The following is a 21396-nucleotide window of genomic DNA, read 5'->3' on the forward strand; positions in this document are numbered from 1 at the left end:
TATGGACACATCCGCCTTCGCGCTGATCTTCGGTGATGGAGTCGTACGGGCGAAGCTGGACTGGCAACGGGTCGTTGACGAGTGTGTCGTCGAGGAACGGTATAGCCGCTCCCGCAAGGAACTCGGCGAACTGTGCACCGTTTGGTACGCCGACGAGTCCGGACGCGACGCTCGCTACGACCACCCGGGCGCCCGCCCGTTGCGGGTGTCAGAGGTCGCGATCACCGAAGCGTCGTGGCCACGCGCTCGTGCGTCCATGATCGCTGCGCTGCGAGAGCAGTACACCCGCACGGCCAGGCCCGTGCAGCTGACACTCCCGGGTTACCGAGTCGGTGACGAGGTGGTGCTGCTCGACGGCAACCATCGCGTGGCGGCGGCGTACCTGGCAGACGCCGATACCCGGTTTATACTTTACCTTCTTTGTGGTCCAACAGATTCCGGGATGTTGCCCGATCTTCGGCACTACTCGCGCTAGGTCGCTTCCTCTTCAGCGCCCCGTTCCACGGCGGGGTACTTGGCCTCCGCCTCGCGCATGGCGAAGTCAAACGCCAGGTTGCGCAGTGCCTCGCCCTGCTCGGTCTTGCGCAGGCGCAGCACGGCGGTCATGATCGCGAGGCTGATGAGCACCGCTCCCGGTAGGGCGATGACCTTGATAGCGACAGGCGTGCCCGACAGCACGGTCGCGTCGAGGGCGACGAGGAGCACGGGCACGATGGTCGACACCAGGATGTTGATCTCTGCCTCGGTGTTGTCGACGCTGAGCGCAGGCGCGCGTCCGCGCAGCCACAGCTTGCTGTAGGCGAACAGGTGCAACGACGCGTTCGCCTGATGTCCGCCGCCCGCGGGCAGGCTGCGATCGAGGGCGTCGTCTCGGCGCTGCTCGTGGGAATCCAGGTGTCGCAGGATCGGGTGCAACCCGGCGAGACGCTCGGCGAACTCGTCGCCGAAGGAAACCCGAATCCTGGCCCACGACGCAGGAAGCGTGGGCGCTGCTTTGCGGCGGTCGAACCGCTCCAACAGGGCGGTGAGCTTGAAGCCGACCTCCCTGGCCAGATAGCCGATCACGAAACTGGCCGCGACGGCCACCAAGACGAGCACGACGATGGCAGCACCCTTGACATTGGTGAGCGTGTTCATGATGAACGCGATATCGGACTGTCCGCGCCTGGCAAGGTGCACGCAGAGCACGAGAAGCTCGGTCACCACTACGGCCCCTGGAAGAAGCACGCTGGTCAAGTAGATGGCGGTGTAGAAGCTCATTCTGCTTGGCGCGGACTTGGCGGCGAGTCCGCTGACAGGCTCCATGCGGCCCGACTCTAGATCGACCTGGACGACCTGGGTAGCCGATGAGGGAATGCTGGTCGAGTTTCTACCTGACAAGACCAAATCGTCGCTCCCGATGCGGCAGAGGAAGGGGGCGCTCAGGCTTGACACTTTGCACGCCGAGTCCTGACCACGAACGCGATCTCGCCCGCCACACTGCTCTTGCTCAACAACCTCGCGGCCGTCTACGAGTCGGCGGGTGACGCCGACCTGATACCCGGGCCCCGCGTCGGTGGACAAGACCAGGTCACCCCGGACCCCGGTCATCGCCGACCTTGCAGGTGTAAAGGACTCCGCCGGAAGGACCAGCGACAGCGAAGTGAGGTGGTTCCCGGCGTTGAGGTCAGGTCTGCGGAGTCGCCGTCGCCGGTGAAGCAGTAGCGGGCGACGGTGTCGTCGCAGTCACGCGGGTCGCGGCGGACGATGCGGCCGGCGGGACTTTCCAGTGGGCATGACGAGGGGCCCGTCGCCGGTGTGGCTGGCGGGCTCCTCGGGCTCAGCGGTGGTGGAGGGTGTTGCGGCGGGGTTTTCGAAGCGGATCTCGATATTGGGGTGGGATGAACTCCGGTAGCCCCTCGGCGGCCATGCGGACTTCCCAATCACCGTGGTGGATCAACCGGTGATGGAAACCGCACAGCAGCACGAGATTCCGGAGATCCGTAGGGCCTCCGTCTGCCCAATGATGAATATGGTGAGCGTGACAGTTCTTCGGCCTGCGGTCACAGCCGGGGAACGCGCAACCGCCATCCCGGATGTTCAACGCACGTCGCTGGCCGGGGGTGACGAACCGCCGCAGCCGCCCCACATCCAGCGGCTCACCGGCAGCACTCATCACGACCGGCAGCATCAGGCAGTCACAAGCCGCGAGCCTTGCCTCGCGGGCGGTCATCGTCCCGACAAAGTCCAAGCAGGCGGTCCCGAGGCCGGTTTTGAGTTCGTCGAGTCCGATGGTGACATGCAGCAGAGTGCGGTAGCCGCTGGTGCCGGGTTGGTCCGGGCAGGCGACGGCGAGGTCGAGGACGTCGACCCACGCATCACCCATGCGTTCACATTTCATCCGCAGATCGGCCTGGCCGAACTCGTCCACCGGCCGCGGCCGGGCATAGGCCTCCAGGGCGGCGGCGGTACGGGCACCCGTTTCATCGTCGAGGAGGCCGGTGAGTTTCCAGAAGCCGTCTTTGCGGCGTTCCAGGGTGATTTCCCGGCGCGGTTCCTTGGGTTCGGGGTCTTTGGGTTCGTTGCCGTCGGGATTCAGCAACGCGAGCAGGTTCGCCTCGGCTTCCGCGAGTTGCCGGGGACCGGCACTCGGGGCAAGGTTGGCCAGGATCTTCTCCGCACCGGCCCGATCCTCAACCGAGGTATCGGCGGGAAGTTTCTTCAAAAACTCCAGGATCTGGTCGATTCGCTCATCCCCGACCAGACCTTCCGCAGCCACAGCGGCCGTGGCGGGCGCGACAGGCGGAACTTCGGTGCCATCCAAAGCCCGGGTCGGGTTCAACGCGATCGCCCGGTTCACCACCGGACTTGCTTCGCCCCGTGACAACCCCGCCACATCCGCGAACCACGCGGCCGTGGCCCCATACCCGTACAAGTCTTTAGCGCCCCGAGACTCGATCTCCGCCAAGAATTTCCCCAGTCCGGCGGTGGCCATCCTGATTACCTGCAAGGACTGCTGCACGCCATGGGCAAGCTCCAGCTTGCCAGCGCGCCACAACTCCTGCGGCAACTCGGGAAGGAAAGTCTCGGACACCCCACAACAATACCGCAAACAATCGAACAAGCGTTCGTAATTTTAAGCAACAATGAAATCGAACCAACAACACCGACGGGTGATTTGCGATGAGAAGGAGTTCGCACTTGCGTGACCGAGAGCAGGCAGAACCGGGTTCCCCAGGCGCTCGTAAGCGGGCCACGCAAACGTGGCACGTCCGGTGAACTCGCCCACGGGGTGGTCGTGAGTGGCGATTCGGGTTAGAACCCGAAGGCGTCTTAGGTACCTACGTGGTTGAGGCTGCGGTTGATGCCAGGCCGCGGACTCGGTAATCGCCACGTTCGCCCCTCAGGCACTAGCAGTCACGGCGGCTGCGCGTGAAGGCCCTCTTCCCTCGGCTCAGCCGAGGAAACTCGACGTTCCCCAGGTACGTGCAGGACTCCCGTCAGGCGCTCGCGTGAGTTGTCGCGGTCGTGGGGATGTCGTGAAGGGCCCCTTTGAGACCTTCACCGTCTCAAAGGGACCCTTCACGACATGAGAGTTCGACGCCTGGCCGTGAGAAGCGCCGAAGAGCAGGGAAGAGGGCCTTCACACGCAGAACCCCAGTACAGGAAGGGGTCCTTCATGTACTTCAAATCCGGCATCACGCAAGAAGCACCGCAGGTCACGCAGTAGGTGCCTAAGCAGAGGCTCGCCAGAACCCGAATCGCCACCACGACCCCGACCGAAAACTGCCGGGTCAGGTCATCGCGACCAGGGTCCGCCGCTTCCCCGTGAACGGCTCGCGTCCGTGCGCCATCAGCATGTTGTTGATCACCATGATGTCGCCCGGCTGCCACGGGAACGCGTAGCTGACCTCGTCGTACGTCGCCTTGATCGTGGCCAGGTCCGCCTGCGGGATCGGCGAGCCGTCGGCGAAGAACGCGTGGCGGGGCAGGTCCTCTTCGGGGTACAGCTCCAGCAGCGCTTCGCTGACCTCCTCCCCCAGGCTCGAGACGTGGAACAGGTTGGCCTGGTTGAACCACACCGTCACGCCGGTGTGCGGTTCCTCCATAAAGGACGGACGTACGTGCCGGGTACGAAGGCCCTCGTCGGTCCACTCGTACGTCTGCCCGTTACTGGTGCAGTAGTCCTCCACCGCCTGGCGGTCGTCGGTCTGGAACGCCTCCTGCCAGGTCAGCCCGAGGCCTTCACGGAACGCCCGCGCGTAGGTGACGCCGCCCGCGAACCGCTCGCGCAGGTCCGACGGCAGCAGGCGGTACATCGCGCGGCTGTCGGCGATCGGCGTCGCACCACCGGTTTCGGCCGCCGTGTCGCACAGGAAGAACAGGCGGGCCGGCCAGTGTGCCGAGTACGAGTTCTCGTTGTGCATCGGGATCGACTCGGCCGCGGGGTACTCCGTCGAGGTGTAGATGTTGCCCGAGACCGCCGATCGCGGCGTCGACCGTTCCGTGTACGTCAGCAGCGAGCCGCCGATCTCCTCGGTGACCTGGTTGAACACCGCCAGGTCGGCGGGCATCCCGCGCAGCAGGATCGCGCCGTGCTCGCGCAGCCGGTCTTGCAGTGCTTCGCGGTGCGCGCGTACCCAGTCCAGACCCGTGGCCGCGTACACGGTGAGCTTCGTGTGTTCATTGCCCTCGATGTGACCGAGGTTCGCCGTGAGTTCGGCGGTCATGACTCCTCCAGTTCGAATCGGATCAGCTTGGCGGCCTCGGCGTGCAGCGCGGCGAGGTCTTCGGTGTCGGCGAACCCCGCGGCGAGCACGTTGACCGCGTAGATCTCCTGATCGTCGGTGAGCAGCTGGCCGGGGCGGACGATCGTGACGACCTCCAGGACCTCGGGCAGGTCGGCGACCTCGTCGGTGCCCTCGACGCGGACCAGCCGCCCGGTGCCTTCGGCGTAGAAGATCAGGTAGCCCACCGGTACCGGCAGGCCCACACCTCGCGTGGGCGGTGGCGTGCCCAATGCCAGCGACACGGCTTCGGCGATGACGTCGATACCGGTCGCGAGCTTCAGCAGGACCGGCTGGGCGCCGCCTGCCGGGCGGCCCGCGTTCACCTCGACGATCGTCGGGCCCAGTTCGGCATCGTCGATCAGCTCCAAGTGAGCACAGGTGTTGTCCAGCCCCAGGGCGAGCGCGGCGGCCGTCGCGGCCGCGAACAGCCGTTCGGTGTCCTTTTCGGACAGTTCGAGTGGCGGGCAGACCATGCCCAGCTCGAACTTGCGCTCGTCGATCAGCGGCTTTTCCACCACAGCCACCGGCTCCGCGACGCCGTCGCGCACCAGGACGTCGACCGCGTATTCCGGGCCGCGCAGCAGGCCTTCGACGAGGAACACCTGCAGAGGGTCGATCGGCGACGGTCCGCCACCGATGAGCCGGTGGTACCGGGCGTCCGCCGACAGCGGCAATCGCTCGGCAAGCAGCCGGTACGCCGACGCTAGTTCGTCCACAGTGGACACCGTGCGCACGAGGTTGCTCGCGGCGCCGTTCACCGGCTTGATGATCGCCGGGAGCCCGACCGTCGAAGCCACCGACTCCGCCTCGGCAGCCGACGAGATCAGCGCGCAGCGCGGCCCCGGCAATCCAGCCGCCGCCAGCGCTTGCCGGACCGCGAACTTGTTGTGCGTCACGGTGAACACCGACGCCGGGCAGCGCGCGACGCCGAGCAGCTCGGCCGCACGCGCGACGCTCGCGATGATCCCTTCGGCGGCGGTCACCACTCCGGCCGGACGCGCGGTCCGCGCCCGGATCGCCTCGGCGACGGCTTCGGCGTCACGGACGTCGTCGACGAAAACGATGCCGTCCACCAGTTCCGTCAGCTGTGCCTGCTCGGCCGGTTCCAAGGGCTGCGTGACCAGTTCGGCCCCCAGCCCGGCCGCGCGGATGGCGGCCACGAAGTCGGCGATCCACTGCCCGGTGGTCTCGCAGACCACGAACGCGGTGTTCACACTTCCTCCAGTTCGAGCCGGACGAGTTTGCTCGCCTCCGCGTGCAGCGCGGCGAGGTCGTCGTGATCGGCGAACCCGGCCACGACGAGGTTGACCGCGTAGGTCTCCTGTTCGTCGGTGAGCACCTCCCCCGGCGAGACGGTGGTGACGACGTCGATCACCTCGGGCAGCTCGGCGATCTCGTCGAGCCCGCCGATGCCGGTCAACCGGCCCGAACCGGCCGCGTAGAGGATCAGCATGCCCAGCGGGATCGGCAGTTTCGCGGGTTCCCGCGCCGGCGGCGGAGCGCTCACCGCGAGCGCCGCCAGCTCGGCGAACACGTCGATGCCGGTGCGCAACTTGGCCAGCAGCGGCATGATCGACCCGGCGGGCCTGCCCGCGTTGACCTCGACGATCGTCGGACCGCGGTCGACGTCATCGATCAGCTCGACGTGGGCGCAGGTGTTGTCGAGACCCAGCGCTCGGACGGCGGCGACCGCCGCCGCGGTGACGAGCTCGGCCCGGTCGGCGGTGAGCCCGGCGGGCGGGCACGACAGCGCCAGCTCGAACTTCCGCTCGTCGATCAGCGGTTTGTCGAGGATCTCGACCGGCTCGGCCACGCCGTCACGGACCAGCACGTCCACCGCGTACTCCGGGCCGGACAGCAATCCTTCGACGAGGAACGTCGCCGAAGGGTCCAGTGCCCCCAATGGACGGTGGTAGCGCGGATCCGCCGACTCGGGCAGTCGCGCGGCCAGCAGCTCGTACGCGGCAGCCAGTTCATCCACAGTGGACACGGCGCGGACGAGGTTGCTGCCCGCCCCGTTGACCGGTTTGACGATCGCCGGGAGCCCGACCGCCGCAGCGACCGACGCCGCCCCGTCGGCCGACGAGATCAGCGCGTGCGCGGGTCCGGGCAGCTCGGCCGCGGCGAGAGCCTCCCGGACGGCGAACTTGTTCGCGCACAAGGCGAACACCGACGCCGGGCAGCGCGCCACCCCGAGCAGCTCCGCGGCGCGGGCGGTGCTCGCGATGGCGCCGTCCGAGCCGGTGAAGAGGCCGGCCAACGCGCCGCCGTCGATCTCCCGGACCTTCGCCGCGACGGCTTCCGGGTCGTGGACGTCGTCGAGCGCGACGACGTCGTCCACCACACCGTCCAGCGCGGCCCGTTCGGCCGCGTCCATCGGCGGGGCGAGCAGCACCACGCGGTGCCCGGCCGCCCGCATCGCAGGCGCGACTTCGCCGACCCAGTGCCCGCGGGCCTCCCTGACCAGCACTGCCGTACTCATGCGGCTTCCTTCCCGGCAAGCTTGCGTTCCCGTTCCTGCGCCCCGACCAGGTCGTCCGGCAGCGAATCGGGCACTTCGGTGTCGAACCGGCGCAACCGCCGCATCGAGAACCCGCCCACGTTGATCAGCAGCAGGAGCAGCGCGAAGACGACGTAGGCGAGCCCGATGCCCCGGGTCTCCCCCGTTCCGAGCACAGTGCCGACCGACCCGGTCAGCGCGCCGCCCGGCGCCAGCAGCGGCGAGAACCAGCCGACGGCCAGCGGCGCCAGCACCGCGAACCCGATCGGCAGCGTCGACCAGGTGATCGTCTGGTTGATCGCGAACACCCGGCCGTGGAACCGCTGCGGCACCTTGACCTGTACCAGCGTCGCGTAGATGCCCTGCGACACGGACATCGCGGCGGCGAGGAGGAACACCCCGGCCGCGACGACGATCAGCGACGGCCGCAGGCCCATCACCAGGCTGCCGAGCGCGATGCCGATGTTGCCCACGAGCACGCCGACCATCCGCCGGTGCCGCGGGCCACCCCACAGCGCCATCCCGATCCCGCCGGCCACCGCGCCGACGGCCTCGGCCAGCGCCACCTGCGCGACGTCGGTGACCGAGCCGAACGACAGCACGAGCGGCGACACCAGCACCAGCGCGGGGGCGAGGAAGACGTTCGCCAGCGCGAAGTACAGCAGCATCGTGCGGAAGCCGCGGTGGTTCCATGAGTACCGCAGCCCGCCCGCGATCGCCGTCAGCAGCGGTTCGCGCGGGCGCCAGCCCATCATGTCCGGGAACCGCACCAGCAGCAGGCCCACGATCGCGAACGCGTAGCTCGCCATGTCCAGGATGAGGATGCCGGACAGCTGGATCGTCGCCAGCAGCCCGGCCGCGAGCACCGGCATCAGCAGCTGGGCGAAACCGGTGGACAGCTGCGCGAGACCCATCGCGTGCCCGAGGTACTGCTTCGGCACCAGCTGCGCCACCGATGACTGATAGGCGATGCGCTGGAACGACGCTGCCACCGACCCGAGCGGGATCAGTACATAGAACAACCACAGCTGGACGTGCCCGGTGATCAGCAGCAACGCCAGTATCAGCTGGATCCCGCCGGCGACACTGCTGGCCGCGATCATGATCCGCCGCCGGTCGCCGCGGTCGACCAGTGCGCCCGCCACCGGCAGGACGAGCACGCCGAACAGCAGCGCGAGCGCCCACAGCAGGCCGAGGTCGGCGACCGAGCCCGTGCGGGTGTAGAGCCAGATCGGCACGGCGAACGACGTCAGCGCCGAGCCGGTCGAGGACACCAGCTGTCCGATCGTGATCGTGACGAACCGGGCCATACTCGGCCGCACCGCGGGTTTCTCGTCCACTTCTGCCCGATGGGTTTCGTGCACCGCCCAGCCCGCGTCTTCGCCGCGGACCCGGACGTCGAGTTCGCCGGGATCGTCCAGCGCCGGGTGCACGCGCGTGACGATCTCCGCGAGTTCGCCGGCCCGGTAGCGCAGGAAGAAGTGCCCTGCCCGGTCGAGCACCACGAGCGCGGTGGTGTCGGTGAGGAACTCCCATTCCCGGTACCGCTCGGCGTAGTAGTCGGTGACCGGGTCCTCGGAGCCGACCACCGACACGATCGGCGCGCGCAGCTTGGCCACACGGGCGTCGAGCAGGCCGCTGAAGTACTCCTCGGCGGCGCGGCTGTCGGCGCGCATGTTCGTGATGATCCGGTCGGCCTGCGCCGGGTCGAGGTCGTCGGTGTCGACGCCCATGCCCTTGAGCCAGTTCGAGTAGTACCGGTTGCTGCGCAGCTTCTCCAGCCGGGTGCGCAGCGTGCCCACCGGCCCCTTCATGCGGGCGAACGGGAAGATCGCGCCGATGTAGACGACCTCCAGCTCGCGGCCGCGTTCTTCGAGCAGCCGGGCGACGGCGACGGCGAGCGCGTTGCCGACCCCGCAGTGGCCGTAGATGGCCAGCGGGCCGTCGACGCGGTCGAGGATCTCGTCGGCCAGCCGCTCGACCAGGTCGTCGAAGGGAAGGGCCTCTTCGGACAGTCCGACGTCGTGGCCGGGGATGGCGACCGAGTAGAGCGAGTAGCCCTCCGGGAGCGCGTCGGCCAGGGGCTGGTAAACGATCGCGCTGCCGCCGCCGTAGGGGAAGCAGACGTAGGTCAGCGTCCGCTGCTTGGCAGGCTTGGTCAGCTCGTACAGCAGATGCCGCGGCCGGTCGGCGGCGTCACCGTCCATGAAGGACGCCAGCTCGCGGATCGTGCGGTGCTGGAACAGATCCATGACACCGACCTGGCCGGCGCCCGCCTTGCCGATCCGCGCCACCACCTGGGTGGCCAGCATCGAGTGGCCGCCGAGGTCGAAGAAGTCGTCGTCGACGCCCAGTTCGTCCACCTTGAGCACGTCACGCCAGATATCGGCCAGCAGGATTTCGACCGGGGTCGACGGCGCGACCAGCTCCTTGGTCGCGTCCCGGGACGCGACCGGCGCGGGCAGCGCCTTGCGGTCGAGCTTGCCGTTCGGGGTGAGCGGCAGCTCGTCGAGCGCGACGAACGACGGCGGGACCATGTAGTCCGGGAGGCTCTGCTTGAGCGCCGTCCGCAGCGCTCCGGGCTCGGCGTCGCCGACGACGTATCCGACCAGCCTCTTGTCCCCCGGCGTGTCCTCGCGGACGATCACGGCGGCGTCGCGCACACCCGGCTGGGCACGCAACGTCGTCTCGATCTCCCCCAGCTCGATACGGAGACCGCGCAGCTTGACCTGGTGGTCGATCCGGCCGAGGAAAGCGATCGTCCCGTCCGGGCGCCAGTGCGCCAGGTCGCCGGTACGATACATCCGTCCACTGTGGAACGGATCGGGCACGAACCGCTCGGCCGTCAGCTCCGGGCGGTTGTGGTAGCCCAGGGCGAGGCCGACGCCGGCGATGTGCAGTTCACCGGGCACGCCGACCGGGCAGGGCCGTCCGGCACGGTCGAGGACGTAGATCCGGATGTTCTGGATCGGCGCTCCGATCGGCACCGACGCGACCTCGGCGAGCGCCTCGGGCGTGCATTGCCAAGAGGTCACGTCGATGGCGGCTTCGGTCGGGCCGTAGAGGTTGTGCAGCTCGCAGTGCGGCAGCCGCCGGACGAACTCGCGGGCGGCGTCGAGCGGCAACTCCTCGCCGCTGCACACCACCCTCCGCAGCGCCGTGCAGGTCTCGACGCCTTGCTCGGCAAGGAAAAGCGTGAGCATCGACGGCACGAAGTGCGCGGTGGTGATGCTTTCGGACGCGAGCAGCTCACGCAGGTACGCGGCGTCCTTGTGGCCGCCGGGTTCGGCGAGCACGAGCCGCGCGCCGGTGATCAGCGGCCAGAAGAACTCCCAGACCGACACGTCGAAACCGGCCGGGGTCTTCTGCAGCACCGAATCGGTACCGTCGAGACGATACGCGCGCTGCATCCAGTCGAGCCGGTTGACGATGCCGCGGTGACCGTTGGGCACACCTTTCGGCTGGCCCGTCGAGCCCGAGGTGTAGATGACGTACGCCGGGTCGTCCGGTCCCGCAAGCGGCTCGGGCGTGCCTGCCGTCTCGGGGAGGTCGGCAGGGTCGTCCAGGACAACGACGGTGGCGTCCCCCGGTGGCAACGTTTCGCGCAACGCCGCCTGTGTCAGCACGACGGGCGCGGCCGCGTCCCGCAGCATGAACGCCAGCCGGTCGGCCGGGTACTCGGGGTCGAGCGGCACGTACGCGCCACCGGCTTTCAGCACGCCGAGGAGCGCGACGACCAGCCCGAACGACCGCTCCGCGAACACACCGGTGAGCACGCCCGGCCCGACGCCGAGGCCACGCAGCCGGTGCGCGAGCCGGTTGGCCCGCTCGTCCAGCTCGCGGTAGGTCAGCGACGCGCCGCGGAAGGTCACCGCGGGTGCGTCCGGCGTCCGGGCGGCCTGCTCCTCGACGAGCGCGTGCAGCGTGGTTTGCGGGAACTCGGCCGTCGTGGCGTTCCAGCGTTCCAGGACGAGTTCGCGCTGCCCGTCGTCGAGGATGTCCAATTCGGACAGTCGCCGGTCCGGGTCGGCGACGATCGAGCGCAGCAGCGTGACCAGCCTCCCGGCCATCCCGGCGACCGTGTCCGCGGTGAACAGCGCGGTGTTGTGCACGAACTTGCCGATCAGCCCGCGTTCGACCTCGATCGCGTGGAATTCGAAGTCGAACCGGGTCGCGGGCAGGTCCATCGGCAGCCAGCGGAAGTCCACTTCGGACTCTCCCGCCGCGCCCATCCGGCCCATCTCGTAGTTCTGCAGGACGAACATCGCCTGGAACACCGGCGAGCGGCTGACGTCGCGGGGCACGCCGAGCGCGTTCACCAGCCGCTCGAACGGGACGTCGGCGTGCTCGAACGCGTCCAGCACATGCCGCCGGGTGCGTTCGAGCAGCTCGGCGAACGTCGGGTCGCCCTCGAGCTGGGCACGCAGGGGCAGCATGTTGATGAACATGCCCGCCACGCCCTCCAGCTCGGGCAGGCCGCGCCCGGCCGACGACGAGCCGATCGCGAAGTCTTCCTGGCCCGAGTACCGCGAAAGCAGCACCTGGTAGGCGGCCAGCAAGGTCATGAAGAGCGTGACTCCGTGCTCGCGGCTCAGTTCACCGAGGGCGCCGGCGAGCTCACGCTCGACGAAGAACTCGTGGATCGCGCCGTCGAAGCTCTGCTTGGCGGGCCGGGGCCGGTCGGTGGGCAGCTCCAGGGGTTCGACTCCGGTGAGCTGCGCCTTCCAGTGCTCCAGCTGCCGGTCGAGTTCGCCACCGGTGAGCGTGCGGCGCTGCCAGTGCGCGAAGTCGCCGTACCCGATGCTCAGCGCGGGCAGCTCGGCCGTGCCGCCGGTGCTCAGGGCGTGGTACCGCGCGGCGAGGTCACGCAGCAGCAGGTCGACCGACCAGCCGTCGCCCACGATGTGGTGCGTGCACAGGACGAGCAGGTGTTCCTCGTCGGACACCTTGGCCAGGGTCGCCCGCAGCAGCGGACCCGTGGCGAGGTCGAACGTCTCGGCCGCGGCGGCGTCGACGGCGGCACGGGCCGCTTCCTCGTTTCCAGCGTCCACAAGAGACAGGCCGACCGTGACCGAGGGTTCGATGTGGACGGTCGGCTGCCCATCGTCTCCAGCCGGGAACCTCATCCGCAACGCCTCGTGCCGAGCGGGCAGGGTGTCCAAAGCGGACTGGAGCGCGGCGACGTCGAGCCTGCCGGTCAGCCGGATCGGCACCGGGATGTGGTACGACCCGGTGCCCGGTGCGAACTGTTCCATGAACCAGACGCGTTCCTGCTGATAGGACAGCGGGACGACGGCGTCGGTGGGGCGCGGCGTGATGGTCGCGGCCCGCTCCGTGCGCCGTCGCAGCCGCTGTTCGAGCAGGGCCCGGCGCGCGGCCGCGCTGCTGGTTTCGTCGATCGCGGTCATGAGAGCTCGCCTTCGGCCAGCTGACGCTGGACCTCTTCGTCGCTGAGCTGGTCGAGGTCCTCGGCGAGCCGCCGTTCGATCTCGGCGGCGAGCCCGGCGACGGTGGTGAGGGAGAACAGCCCTCGCACCGGGATGTCGACTTCGACCTGTTTGCGGATCCGGGACATCGCGCGGATCGCCAGCAGCGAGTTGCCGCCACGGGCGAAGAAGTCGTCGTGCGCGCCGAGGTCGTCGACGCCGAGCAGCTCGCCGAGCACCTCGGCCACGAGTTCTTCGGCCGCGGTCCTGGGTGCGACGTACGCCGGCGCCTCGCCGGGTTCGGGATCCGGCAGCGCGGCCCGGTCGAGCTTGCCGCTGGCCGCCATCGGCAGCGCCTCGAGCGTCACGAACCGGGTCGGCACCAGGTAGTCCGGCAACGTCTTCCGCAGGGCGTCGGCCGCCCCCTCGGTGCCGCCGACGACATAGCCGACGAGCGTGTCACCGCGGACCGCCACGGCCGCGTCCCGCACCTCCGGCAGCTCACGCAGCGCCGCTTCGACCTCGCCGGGCTCGATGCGATAGCCGCGCAGCTTCACCTGCTCGTCGACGCGGCCGAGGTAGTCGAGCGTGCCGTCGCGGCGCCAGCGGGCGAGGTCGCCGGTCGCGTACATCCGGCCGTACGGACCTTCGGTGAACTTTTCGGCGGTCAGCTCCGGCAGCCCGAGGTAGCCGCGGGCGAGCTGCGACCCGGCGATGTACAGCTCGCCCGGAACGCCCGGCGGCACCGGCTGCCGCCGCTCGTCGAGCACGTACACGCTGGTGCCGGGCACCGGACGGCCGATCCGGACCGGTCCGGACGGCAGTTCGTCCCCGGGTTCGATCCGGTGCACGACGCAGCCGACCGTGGCCTCGGTCGGGCCGTACTCGTTGACGACGACCGTGCCGGGGTGCCGCTCCCGCCACGGCTGAACTGCCTCGGCGGTCAGCGCTTCGCCGCCGAGCACCAGCTCACCCGTCGGGAACAGGTCCTCGGCGAGGACGGCGAGGTGCGTCGGGGTCGCCTTGACGAACGTCGGGCGGCCGCCGTCGACCACCGCACCCCCGGCGGTGAGGGTGCCGAGCAGCGTCGTCACGGTGAGGTCGAACGACGGTGACGTGTGCAGCAACGCCCGTCCGGCCAGGCCGGGGTACGCCTCACGCGCCCACGCCAGGTACGTGTCGACGGCCCGGTGCTCGACCTCGACACCCTTGGGGCGTCCGGTCGAGCCCGACGTGTAGATCACGTAGGCGACGTCGCCCGGTCCGGCGGCCGGTTCCGGGTCTTCGGTGGCCGCGGCGGACCACTCGGCGGGGTCGTCCAGTGCCAGCGTCTTGGTGTCCAAAGTGGACTCGCCGGTGACCAGCGCGAACGGGACACCCGCGTCGGCGAGGATCAGCGCCTGCCGCGGGGCCGGGTTGTCCGGATCGAGCGGGACGTAGGCCGCGCCGCTCTTCAGCACCCCGAGCACACCGGTCAGCAGATCCGCCGAGTTCGGCACGCACACGCCGACGACGGTGCCGGGACCCGCGCCCAGCTCGCGCAGCCGGTGTGCGACGCGGTTGGCACGCATGTTCAGCTCGGCGTAGGTCAGGCGGATTCCGCCGAAGTCGACGGCGGGTGCGTCCGGGATCCGCCGGGCCTGGTCCTCAAAACGAGCGTGCACCGTCTTGGTGTCCGAAGTGGACAGTTTCGTCGGGTTCCACCCGTTCAAGACCAATTCACGTTCGGCGTCCGAAAGCAGCGGCAGATCCACGACCGGCTGAGCGGGGTCGGCGACCGCCGCAGTCAGCAGCCGCACGTACCGCTGGGCCACGGCTTCGGCGGTCTCGCGGTCGAACAGGTCGGTGCGGTAGACGAGCCTGCCGTCCACGGCGGTCAGGTCGATCGCGATGTCGTCCTTCGCGGTGGCCGAGCGGATCGGCTCCAGCCCCGAGTCCGGCAGGAAGTTGAACCCGAGCTGATACACCGGCTGCACGCCGGGATCGCGCTCGGCCACGGCCGCCTCGGCGACCGTCTGGAACGGCACCTGACTGTGGTCGATCGCCTCCAGCAGCGTGCTCCGGACCCGGCCGACCAGCTCGGTGAACGCGGGTGCGCCCGAACAGTCGACCCGCACGGCCATCTGGTTGACGAACATGCCGATCAGGTCGGCCAGCTCGGGCAGGTCGCGGCCGGCGACCGGGACGCCGACGACGACATCGTCCACTCTGGACAGTCGTGACAGAAGTGCCGCGTAACCGGCCAGCAGCACCATGAACGGTGACGCCGAGAGCTCCCGGCCCAGCTCGCCGACCCGGTCGATCAGGCCGTCCGGGAGGGCGAAGTACACCTGGTCACCGGCGAACGTCAGCTCCGACGGCCGCGGCCGGTCGGTGGGCAGGCCGTGCACCGGCGGCAGCCCGGCGAGCTGCGTCCGCCAGTAGTCCAGCTGTTCGCTCGACGCTTCGAGCTGCCCGCGCTGCCAGGCCGAGTAGTCCGCGTACTGGATGGACAGCTCGGGCAGCTTCGGCTCGCGGCCCTCGAACACGGCGTCGCACGCCTCGCCGAGCTCGGATCCCAGCACCAGCACCGAGGCGGCGTCGAACACGGTGTGGTGCACGACGAACGTGAGCACCCACTCGTCGTCGGCCGTGCGGCACACCTGGGCCCGCCACGGCGGCGGCGAGTCGAGCGGGATGGCCTCGCGCGACACATCACCGACGAGTTCGGCGAGCCGGTCACCGCGGGCGTCGGCGGGCAGGTCCCGCAGGTCGTGCACCTCGGGCTCGATCGGCACCTCGGCGTGCACCACCTGCACGAGCGCGCCGCCGTCCATCCGGAACGACGTGCGCAGCGCCTCGTGCCGCCCGACGATGACGCCGAGCGCGGCGCGCCACTGGTCCGCGGTCAGCGGACGGTCCAGCCGGGCCTGGCAGTGCAGGTTGTACACCGGTGACGCCGGGTCGAGCTGACCGGACAGCCAGATCCGCTCCTGCCCGAACGAGGCCGGGAACGTCCATTCCTTCGTGTCGCTCATGATTTCCTGTTCTCAGTGTCTGTTGGCGGATTCGAGACCGGTCGGGTCTCGGCTGCCGCCTGGCGAGCATGTCGCGAAAGTGGCTTTCGCGACATGCGGTTTCCGGACCGGGTCGTGAAAGGTGGTGTCAGTTCAGGGTGTGTGGAAACAGGGACGTTGAATGTCCCTGTTTCCACACACCCCTTCCGGAACAGGTGTTCAGAGGACCTGTCACGCTGGACTGTGTGGATTTCGGGACATCTGACGTCCCGAAATCCACACGGTGAGGGACGCGGCCCGACAGCGGGACCAGTCACCGGCACCGCACCCGGACACGACACCGTTGCCTTACCCCTCAATAACCCGAAACCGCCCACAGGCTCAGCGTTCGAGCTTGGGGATGGTGGTCCGGGCGGGTTCGGCCGTCGCCTCGGCCTTGTCGGCGCGCAGCTCCTCGATCCGCTCGACCAGAGTGGCCACTGTGGACGCTTCGAACAGCGTCTTCATCGCCAGCCGCGTGCCGGTGGCCTTGCGCACCTGGGCGATGAGCTGGATGGCGACCAGCGAGTTGCCGCCGAGGGCGAAGAAGTCGTCGTGGATGCCGATCTTCTCCACACCGAGCAGCTCGGTCCACTGGCGGGCGATCTCGGCCTCCAGGTCGGTGCGCGGGGCGACGTAGTCGTCCTCCGACACCTTCACCGCCGCTTCATCCGGTTCGTCCAGCTCCTCGACGCTGACCTGGCGCTCGATCAGCTCTCGCACCGGGAGGGTGCTGATCACCACCTGCCCGCCGAGGCCGGGGGCCAGCGCCCGGACGAACGCCTCGGCGCCGTCCACCGGCCGGATCCCGGTCGACGTCTTGTCCGAATTGGACACAGTAGACATCGCAGGCGCCGAAGTCAGGCCACCGCCGACGGCATCCTGATCGACCTGCCGCAGCACGAAGTCCTCGATCGTGACGAGCACGCGACCGGACTCGTCGCACAGCGAGAGGTCGGCCGCCACCACCTGGTCGCCGCCGGAGTCGCGGTAGCGCAGGTGGCTGCGGAAACTCGCCGGGAGCGCGTCGTGCACGACGATCCGGCCGTAGCTCATCGGCAGGTAGGTTCCGCTCCCCCGGCCGCGGCCGAACGCGGTCGCGACGTCCAGCAGTGCCGGGTGCAGGCCCCACGCGCCGGCGTCACCCGCCGCCGCGTCGGGAGCGGTGATCGTGGCCAGCTCCTCCTGTGCTCCGATGCGGTGTTCACGCAGCGCCGCCCATCGCGGGCCGAAGGTGACCATGCTGGTGCGGCCGGTGCCGAAGCCGTTCCCGTCGTCGATCGGCTCGGTCCGCCCGGTCACCGCCTCGATGTCCACAGTGGACGTCGAGCCCGCCTCGGCCCATCCCGCGGAACCGCGCACGTGGGTCCGGCTCGCGCCGGCGACATGGCTGGTCACGGTGAAGTCGTCGCCGTCGAACTCCACGCGGTACTCCGCGGTGGAGCCGTCCGGGACGCCGAACGGCTCCAGGAACGCGACGTCCCGCAGCTCGACGACGTGCCCGTCACCGGGCTTCGGCAGCGCCGCGGCCACCGCCGCGCGGATGGTCTCCAGATGCCCCGTGCCCGGGACCACCGGCACCCCGGCGATCCGGTGCTCGTCGAGCAGCCAGTGCGTGGCCGCCGAGACGAGCCCGTGCGCGCCGTCCCCGGTGCGCGTGGTGAGCACGGGGTGCTCGACCGCTCCGAGTGCCCGCGACCGGGCGGTGCGGATCGTGGTCGGCGCGGCCACCTCCGCGGCCATGCCGACCTCGTCCCAGCCACCCCAGGCGTGCGAAACGAGCCGAGCACGCCAGCCGTGGTTTCCCCGCGCGTAGGCGTCGAGGAAGTTGTTGGCGGCGCAGTAGTCGACCTGTCCGATGCCGCCCGCCACCGCGGTGATCGACGAGCACAGCGCGACGAAGTCCATCGGCAGGTCGGCGAACGCCTCGGCCAGAGCCAGCGTCCCGGCGATCTTCGGGGCCAGCACGGCCTCGGCCGCGGCCCGCTCCTTCACCTCGGCGACGCCGCCGCCGGGCAGCCCGGCGGCGTGCACGATCCCGTCGAGGCCGCCGAACTCGCGCTCGGCCAGCTCACGGACCTCACGCAGGCGCGCCGCGTCGGTGACGTCGGCGGCGGCGACGTGGACCACCGCGCCCGCGGCCTCCATCCGCCGCACGGCGAGCATCGTGCGCCCGGCGCGGTCGGTGCCGCCGTGCGCGGCGAGGTGCGCGTCCCACTCCGCCTGCGGCGGCAGCCCGGTGCGGGCCAGGAGCACGAGCTTCGCCCGCACCCGGCGGGCGAGGTCCTCGGCGAGCGTGATGCCGATGCCGCCGGTCCCGCCCGTGATCAGATACCGGCCCCCGTCCCGCAGCACCGGTTCGGTGCTCGCGGGCAGTTCGAGCTGGCTGTAGTCCAGCACCCAGCGACGGCCGGAACGCAGCGCGACCTCGGCCGCCGCGTCGGCCGGGCGGAACAGCTCGGCGACGGCGTCCATGACGTCGACAACGTCGATGCGGCGCACCACCGTGCCCGGGACCTCCAGCGGCACCACCCGCGCGATGCCGGCGAGGGTCGCGTGCTCGGGGCGGGTCAGGTCGGTGCCGGTGACGTCGGCGATGCCGGTGCTCAGCACGTCGATCCGCACCGGCTCGCCCCATGCCTGGACGAGGTTGAGGACGCTGAAGAACCCGTGGTCCTGTGCGGCCATGCCGCGTTCTTCCCCGGCCAGCGTCCAGGCGTGCACGACCCGTTCGGGCCGGGCGGGCAGCGCGGCCACGAGCGCGTCGTAGTCCTCGCGCACCCCGGGCCGGATGGTGAATCCGGTTTCCGTCGCGGCGAACCCGTCACCGGGTCGCACCTCGGTGACCGTCACACCCGCGTCGCGCAGCAGACCGGGCAGGAAGTCGTCGGCGGCGAAGACGAGCGCGTTCGCGAAGGGCTCGCGTCTCAGGTCCGGTTCCGCCTGGCGCCACGCCGGGACCGCGAACCACTCGGACAGAGGCAGCGGACCGCTCCGCCGCGCGGGCTGGGCGGCCGTGGCCGGGTCCGGATCGACCCAGTACCGCTTGCGCGCGTACGGGTAGCCGGGCAGCGGCACCCGGTGTCCGAACGTCCGCGGCTGGATAGAAACCCCGTTCGTCCACAAGAGACCGGCCGCGCCATACAGGGTTTCGACGTCGCCGATCCGCTCGGTTCGGCCCGGCAGGCTCGGCTGCGGCGCGGGCATGCCCTTCGGCACCTGGCCGCGGGCCAGTCCGGACAGCTGATGACCCGGGCCGCATTCGACGAGCGCCCAACGGCCGCCGCGCGCGAACAGATTCTTGACGCAGTCACCGAACCGGACGGCCTGACGCAGGTGAGAGGCCCAGTAGGCGGGGTCGGTGGCCTGGGCGTCGGTGATCCAGTCGCCGGTGACGTTCGACAGGAACGGCAGCGCGGGCGCGATGCGGGCGACGGCGGCGACAGCCGCGGTGAACTCGGCGAGGACCGGGTCCATCATCGGCGAGTGGAACGCGTGCGAGGTCACCAGCTCGCGGCACTGGACGCCGCTGGCCTTGAGCGTCGCCGCGAAATCCGCGACCGCGTCCGACGGCCCGGCCACGACGCACGTGCCGGGCCCGTTCACCCCGGCGACCGCGAGGGTGCCCGGCAGCCGCGCGGCGACGCTCTCCTCGTCGAGCTGGACAGCCAGCATCGCCCCGGCGGGCATCGACTGCATCAGGCGGCCGCGCGTGGCGACCAGGTTCAGCGCGTCCGGCAGGGTGAAGACCCCGGCGACGGTGGCGGCGACGTACTCGCCGACCGAGTGGCCGATCATCGCCGCGGGCCGCACACCCCAGCTCTGCCACAGCTTCGCCAGCGCGTACTCGACGACGAACAGCGCGGGCTGGGTCACGCGGGTTTCCCGCAGCGCCTGCTCGCCACCGGACCGGAAGATCAGATCGCGCAGCTCCGGCAGCTCGGATTCGAGCAGCCGCAGGCATTCGTCGACGGCCGCGGCGAACACCGGCTCGGCCTCGTACAGCTCCGCCCCCATCCCGGCGTATTGCGAACCCTGACCGGGGAAGAGGAACGCCACGTTCGTCTCCCCCGCCTGTGCGGACACCAGGCGCCGGGGATCTCGCAGCCCGTCGACCGCGTCCTCGGAGTCACGGGCGACGACGACCGCGCGGTGCGGGTATTCGGTGCGCCCGGCGGCCAGGGTGTGGGCCACGTCGGAGAGGTCGAGATCGACGTCCCCCGCCAGCCGCTCGGCCAGCCGGTCGACCGCGGCCGAGAGCGCTTCCGCGGTGTTGGCCGACACCCGCAGCAGGTGCGCCGGGTGCGGCGTCCGGGACCGCTCGAGGACCGGCGCCTCCTCCAGCACGACGTGCGCGTTGGTGCCGCCGACACCGAACGAGCTGACACCCGCCCGCCTCGGTGCCTGGCCCGCCTCCCACTTCGTCACCTCGCGCGCCGGGTAGAACGGGCTCGCCGGGAAGTCGATGCCCGGGTTGGGTTCTTGGTAGTTGATGGTCGGCGGGATCAGCCCGTGCTCCATCACCAGCACGGCCTTGATCAACGAGACCACGCCGGCCGCCTGCGACAGGTGGCCGATGTTGGACTTCACCGAGCCGATCGCGCACCAGCCGGTGTCCGCGGCCCTGTCTCCGTACACAGTGGACAGTGCGGTGATCTCGATCGGGTCGCCCAGCGCGGTTCCGGTGCCGTGCGCCTCGACGTAGCCGATGGTGCGCGGGTCGACACCGGCCATGCCGACGGCCTGCGCGACCGCCTCGGTCTGCCCGGACACGCTGGGCGCGGAGAAGCCGACCTTGGTGGCGCCGTCGTTGTTGATCGCGTTGCCCAGTACGACGGCACGGATGTGGTCGCCGTCCTCGATCGCCTGCGACAGCCGCTTCACCAGCACGACTCCGACGCCGCTGCTCCACACCGTGCCGTTGGCGCCGGCGTCGAACGCGCGCACGTGGCCGTCCGGCGAGGTGAAGCCGTCGACGCCCATGTAGCCGACACCGTGCGGCATCTCCACGTTGACCCCGCCTGCCAGCGCCATGTCGCACTCGCCGTTGCGCAGCGCCTCGCACGCGAGGTGCACCGCGACCAGTGACGTCGAGCAGGCGGTGAACACCGCGAGGCTCGGGCCGCGCAGGTTGAGCTTGTACGACACCGAAGTCGTCAGGTAGCTCGGCTGGTTGCCGGTCGAGATACCGATACCGCCGTGCTGCGAGGCGAGGAGCCGCTCGTTGCGCATCAGGTTCTCGGTCAGGTATCCGGTGCCCCCGGAACCGCCGTAGACGCCGATCGCGCCGTCGAACCGGGCCGGGTCGTAGCCCCCGTCGGTCAGCGCGGCGTGGCATGCCTGGAGGAACAGCCGGTGTTGCGGGTCGGTGATCTCGGCCTCACGGCTGGTCATGCCGAACAGCTCGGCGTCGAACTCGTCGAAGCCGTCGACCACTGCGGTGGCGTTCACCCAGCTCGGATCGTCCACAGTGTCCGGTGCGGCGCCGCGGGCGATCATCTCCTCTCGGGTGGCGGGCACGATCGACTCGACGCCGTCGACGAGGTTGCGCCAGAACTGCCGCGCGTCACGCGCGCCGGGCACGCGGATGTCGAGTCCGACGATCGCGATCGGTTCGGCTCCGGGATCGCCGGTGCCGGTTTCGGGGAGGTGGTTCACGGTGGTGC

At 70.0% G+C, this 21396-nt stretch carries 9 protein-coding genes; 1 reads left to right on the forward strand and 8 read right to left on the reverse strand.

Annotated features, from left to right (window positions below; all coding sequences use genetic code 11):
* The first annotated feature begins 1 nt into the window (after window position 1).
* Window positions 2–475: a hypothetical protein gene (locus ACIHAO_RS30155; protein WP_396563474.1), complete on the forward strand. Its 474-nt coding sequence runs from the start codon at window positions 2–4 to the stop codon at window positions 473–475.
* Here ACIHAO_RS30155 and ACIHAO_RS30160 read toward each other — a convergent pair.
* The 8 genes from ACIHAO_RS30160 to ACIHAO_RS30195 form a co-directional block, all read right to left on the reverse strand.
* Entirely contained in the window at window positions 472–1305 is an 834-nt protein-coding gene (locus ACIHAO_RS30160; protein WP_396563476.1) for a hypothetical protein, read from the reverse strand. The genes ACIHAO_RS30155 and ACIHAO_RS30160 overlap by 4 nt on opposite strands.
* Window positions 1306–1819: 514 nt before the next feature.
* A complete protein-coding gene (locus tag ACIHAO_RS30165; RefSeq protein ID WP_396563478.1) occupies window positions 1820–3073 on the reverse strand; it encodes a DUF222 domain-containing protein in 1254 nt (417 codons plus the stop codon).
* Between the two features lie 700 nt (window positions 3074–3773).
* Window positions 3774–4709 (reverse strand): TauD/TfdA family dioxygenase, encoded by a 936-nt coding sequence (locus ACIHAO_RS30170; protein WP_396563480.1) that lies wholly within the window; start codon window positions 4707–4709, stop codon window positions 3774–3776.
* A complete protein-coding gene (locus ACIHAO_RS30175) occupies window positions 4706–5983 on the reverse strand; it encodes an ATP-grasp domain-containing protein (RefSeq protein WP_396563482.1) in 1278 nt (425 codons plus the stop codon). Before ACIHAO_RS30175 ends, ACIHAO_RS30170 begins: the two co-directional genes overlap by 4 nt.
* A complete protein-coding gene (locus ACIHAO_RS30180; RefSeq protein ID WP_396563484.1) occupies window positions 5980–7251 on the reverse strand; it encodes an ATP-grasp domain-containing protein in 1272 nt (423 codons plus the stop codon). Before ACIHAO_RS30180 ends, ACIHAO_RS30175 begins: the two co-directional genes overlap by 4 nt.
* Entirely contained in the window at window positions 7248–12677 is a 5430-nt protein-coding gene (locus tag ACIHAO_RS30185; protein WP_396563486.1) for an amino acid adenylation domain-containing protein, read from the reverse strand. Before ACIHAO_RS30185 ends, ACIHAO_RS30180 begins: the two co-directional genes overlap by 4 nt.
* Entirely contained in the window at window positions 12674–15712 is a 3039-nt protein-coding gene (locus ACIHAO_RS30190) for an amino acid adenylation domain-containing protein (RefSeq protein ID WP_396563488.1), read from the reverse strand. Before ACIHAO_RS30190 ends, ACIHAO_RS30185 begins: the two co-directional genes overlap by 4 nt.
* Window positions 15713–16072: 360 nt before the next feature.
* Window positions 16073–21388 (reverse strand): SDR family NAD(P)-dependent oxidoreductase, encoded by a 5316-nt coding sequence (locus ACIHAO_RS30195; protein WP_396563490.1) that lies wholly within the window; start codon window positions 21386–21388, stop codon window positions 16073–16075.
* Window positions 21389–21396: the final 8 nt, after the last annotated feature.

It is taken from the genome of Amycolatopsis sp. NPDC052450, assembly GCF_044547565.1.
Classification (GTDB): domain Bacteria; phylum Actinomycetota; class Actinomycetes; order Mycobacteriales; family Pseudonocardiaceae; genus Amycolatopsis.

What these genes read in the sequence shown, in the direction of transcription:
- ACIHAO_RS30185 (WP_396563486.1), bottom strand. Translation starts at nt 12,677, where the DNA reads ATGACCGCGATCGACGAAACCAGCAGCGCGGCCGCGCGCCGGGCCCTG.
- ACIHAO_RS30160 (WP_396563476.1), bottom strand. Translation starts at nt 1,305, where the DNA reads ATGGAGCCTGTCAGCGGACTCGCCGCCAAGTCCGCGCCAAGCAGAATG.
- ACIHAO_RS30155 (WP_396563474.1), top strand. Translation starts at nt 2, where the DNA reads ATGGACACATCCGCCTTCGCGCTGATCTTCGGTGATGGAGTCGTACGG.
- ACIHAO_RS30170 (WP_396563480.1), bottom strand. Translation starts at nt 4,709, where the DNA reads ATGACCGCCGAACTCACGGCGAACCTCGGTCACATCGAGGGCAATGAA.
- ACIHAO_RS30190 (WP_396563488.1), bottom strand. Translation starts at nt 15,712, where the DNA reads ATGAGCGACACGAAGGAATGGACGTTCCCGGCCTCGTTCGGGCAGGAG.
- ACIHAO_RS30180 (WP_396563484.1), bottom strand. Translation starts at nt 7,251, where the DNA reads ATGAGTACGGCAGTGCTGGTCAGGGAGGCCCGCGGGCACTGGGTCGGC.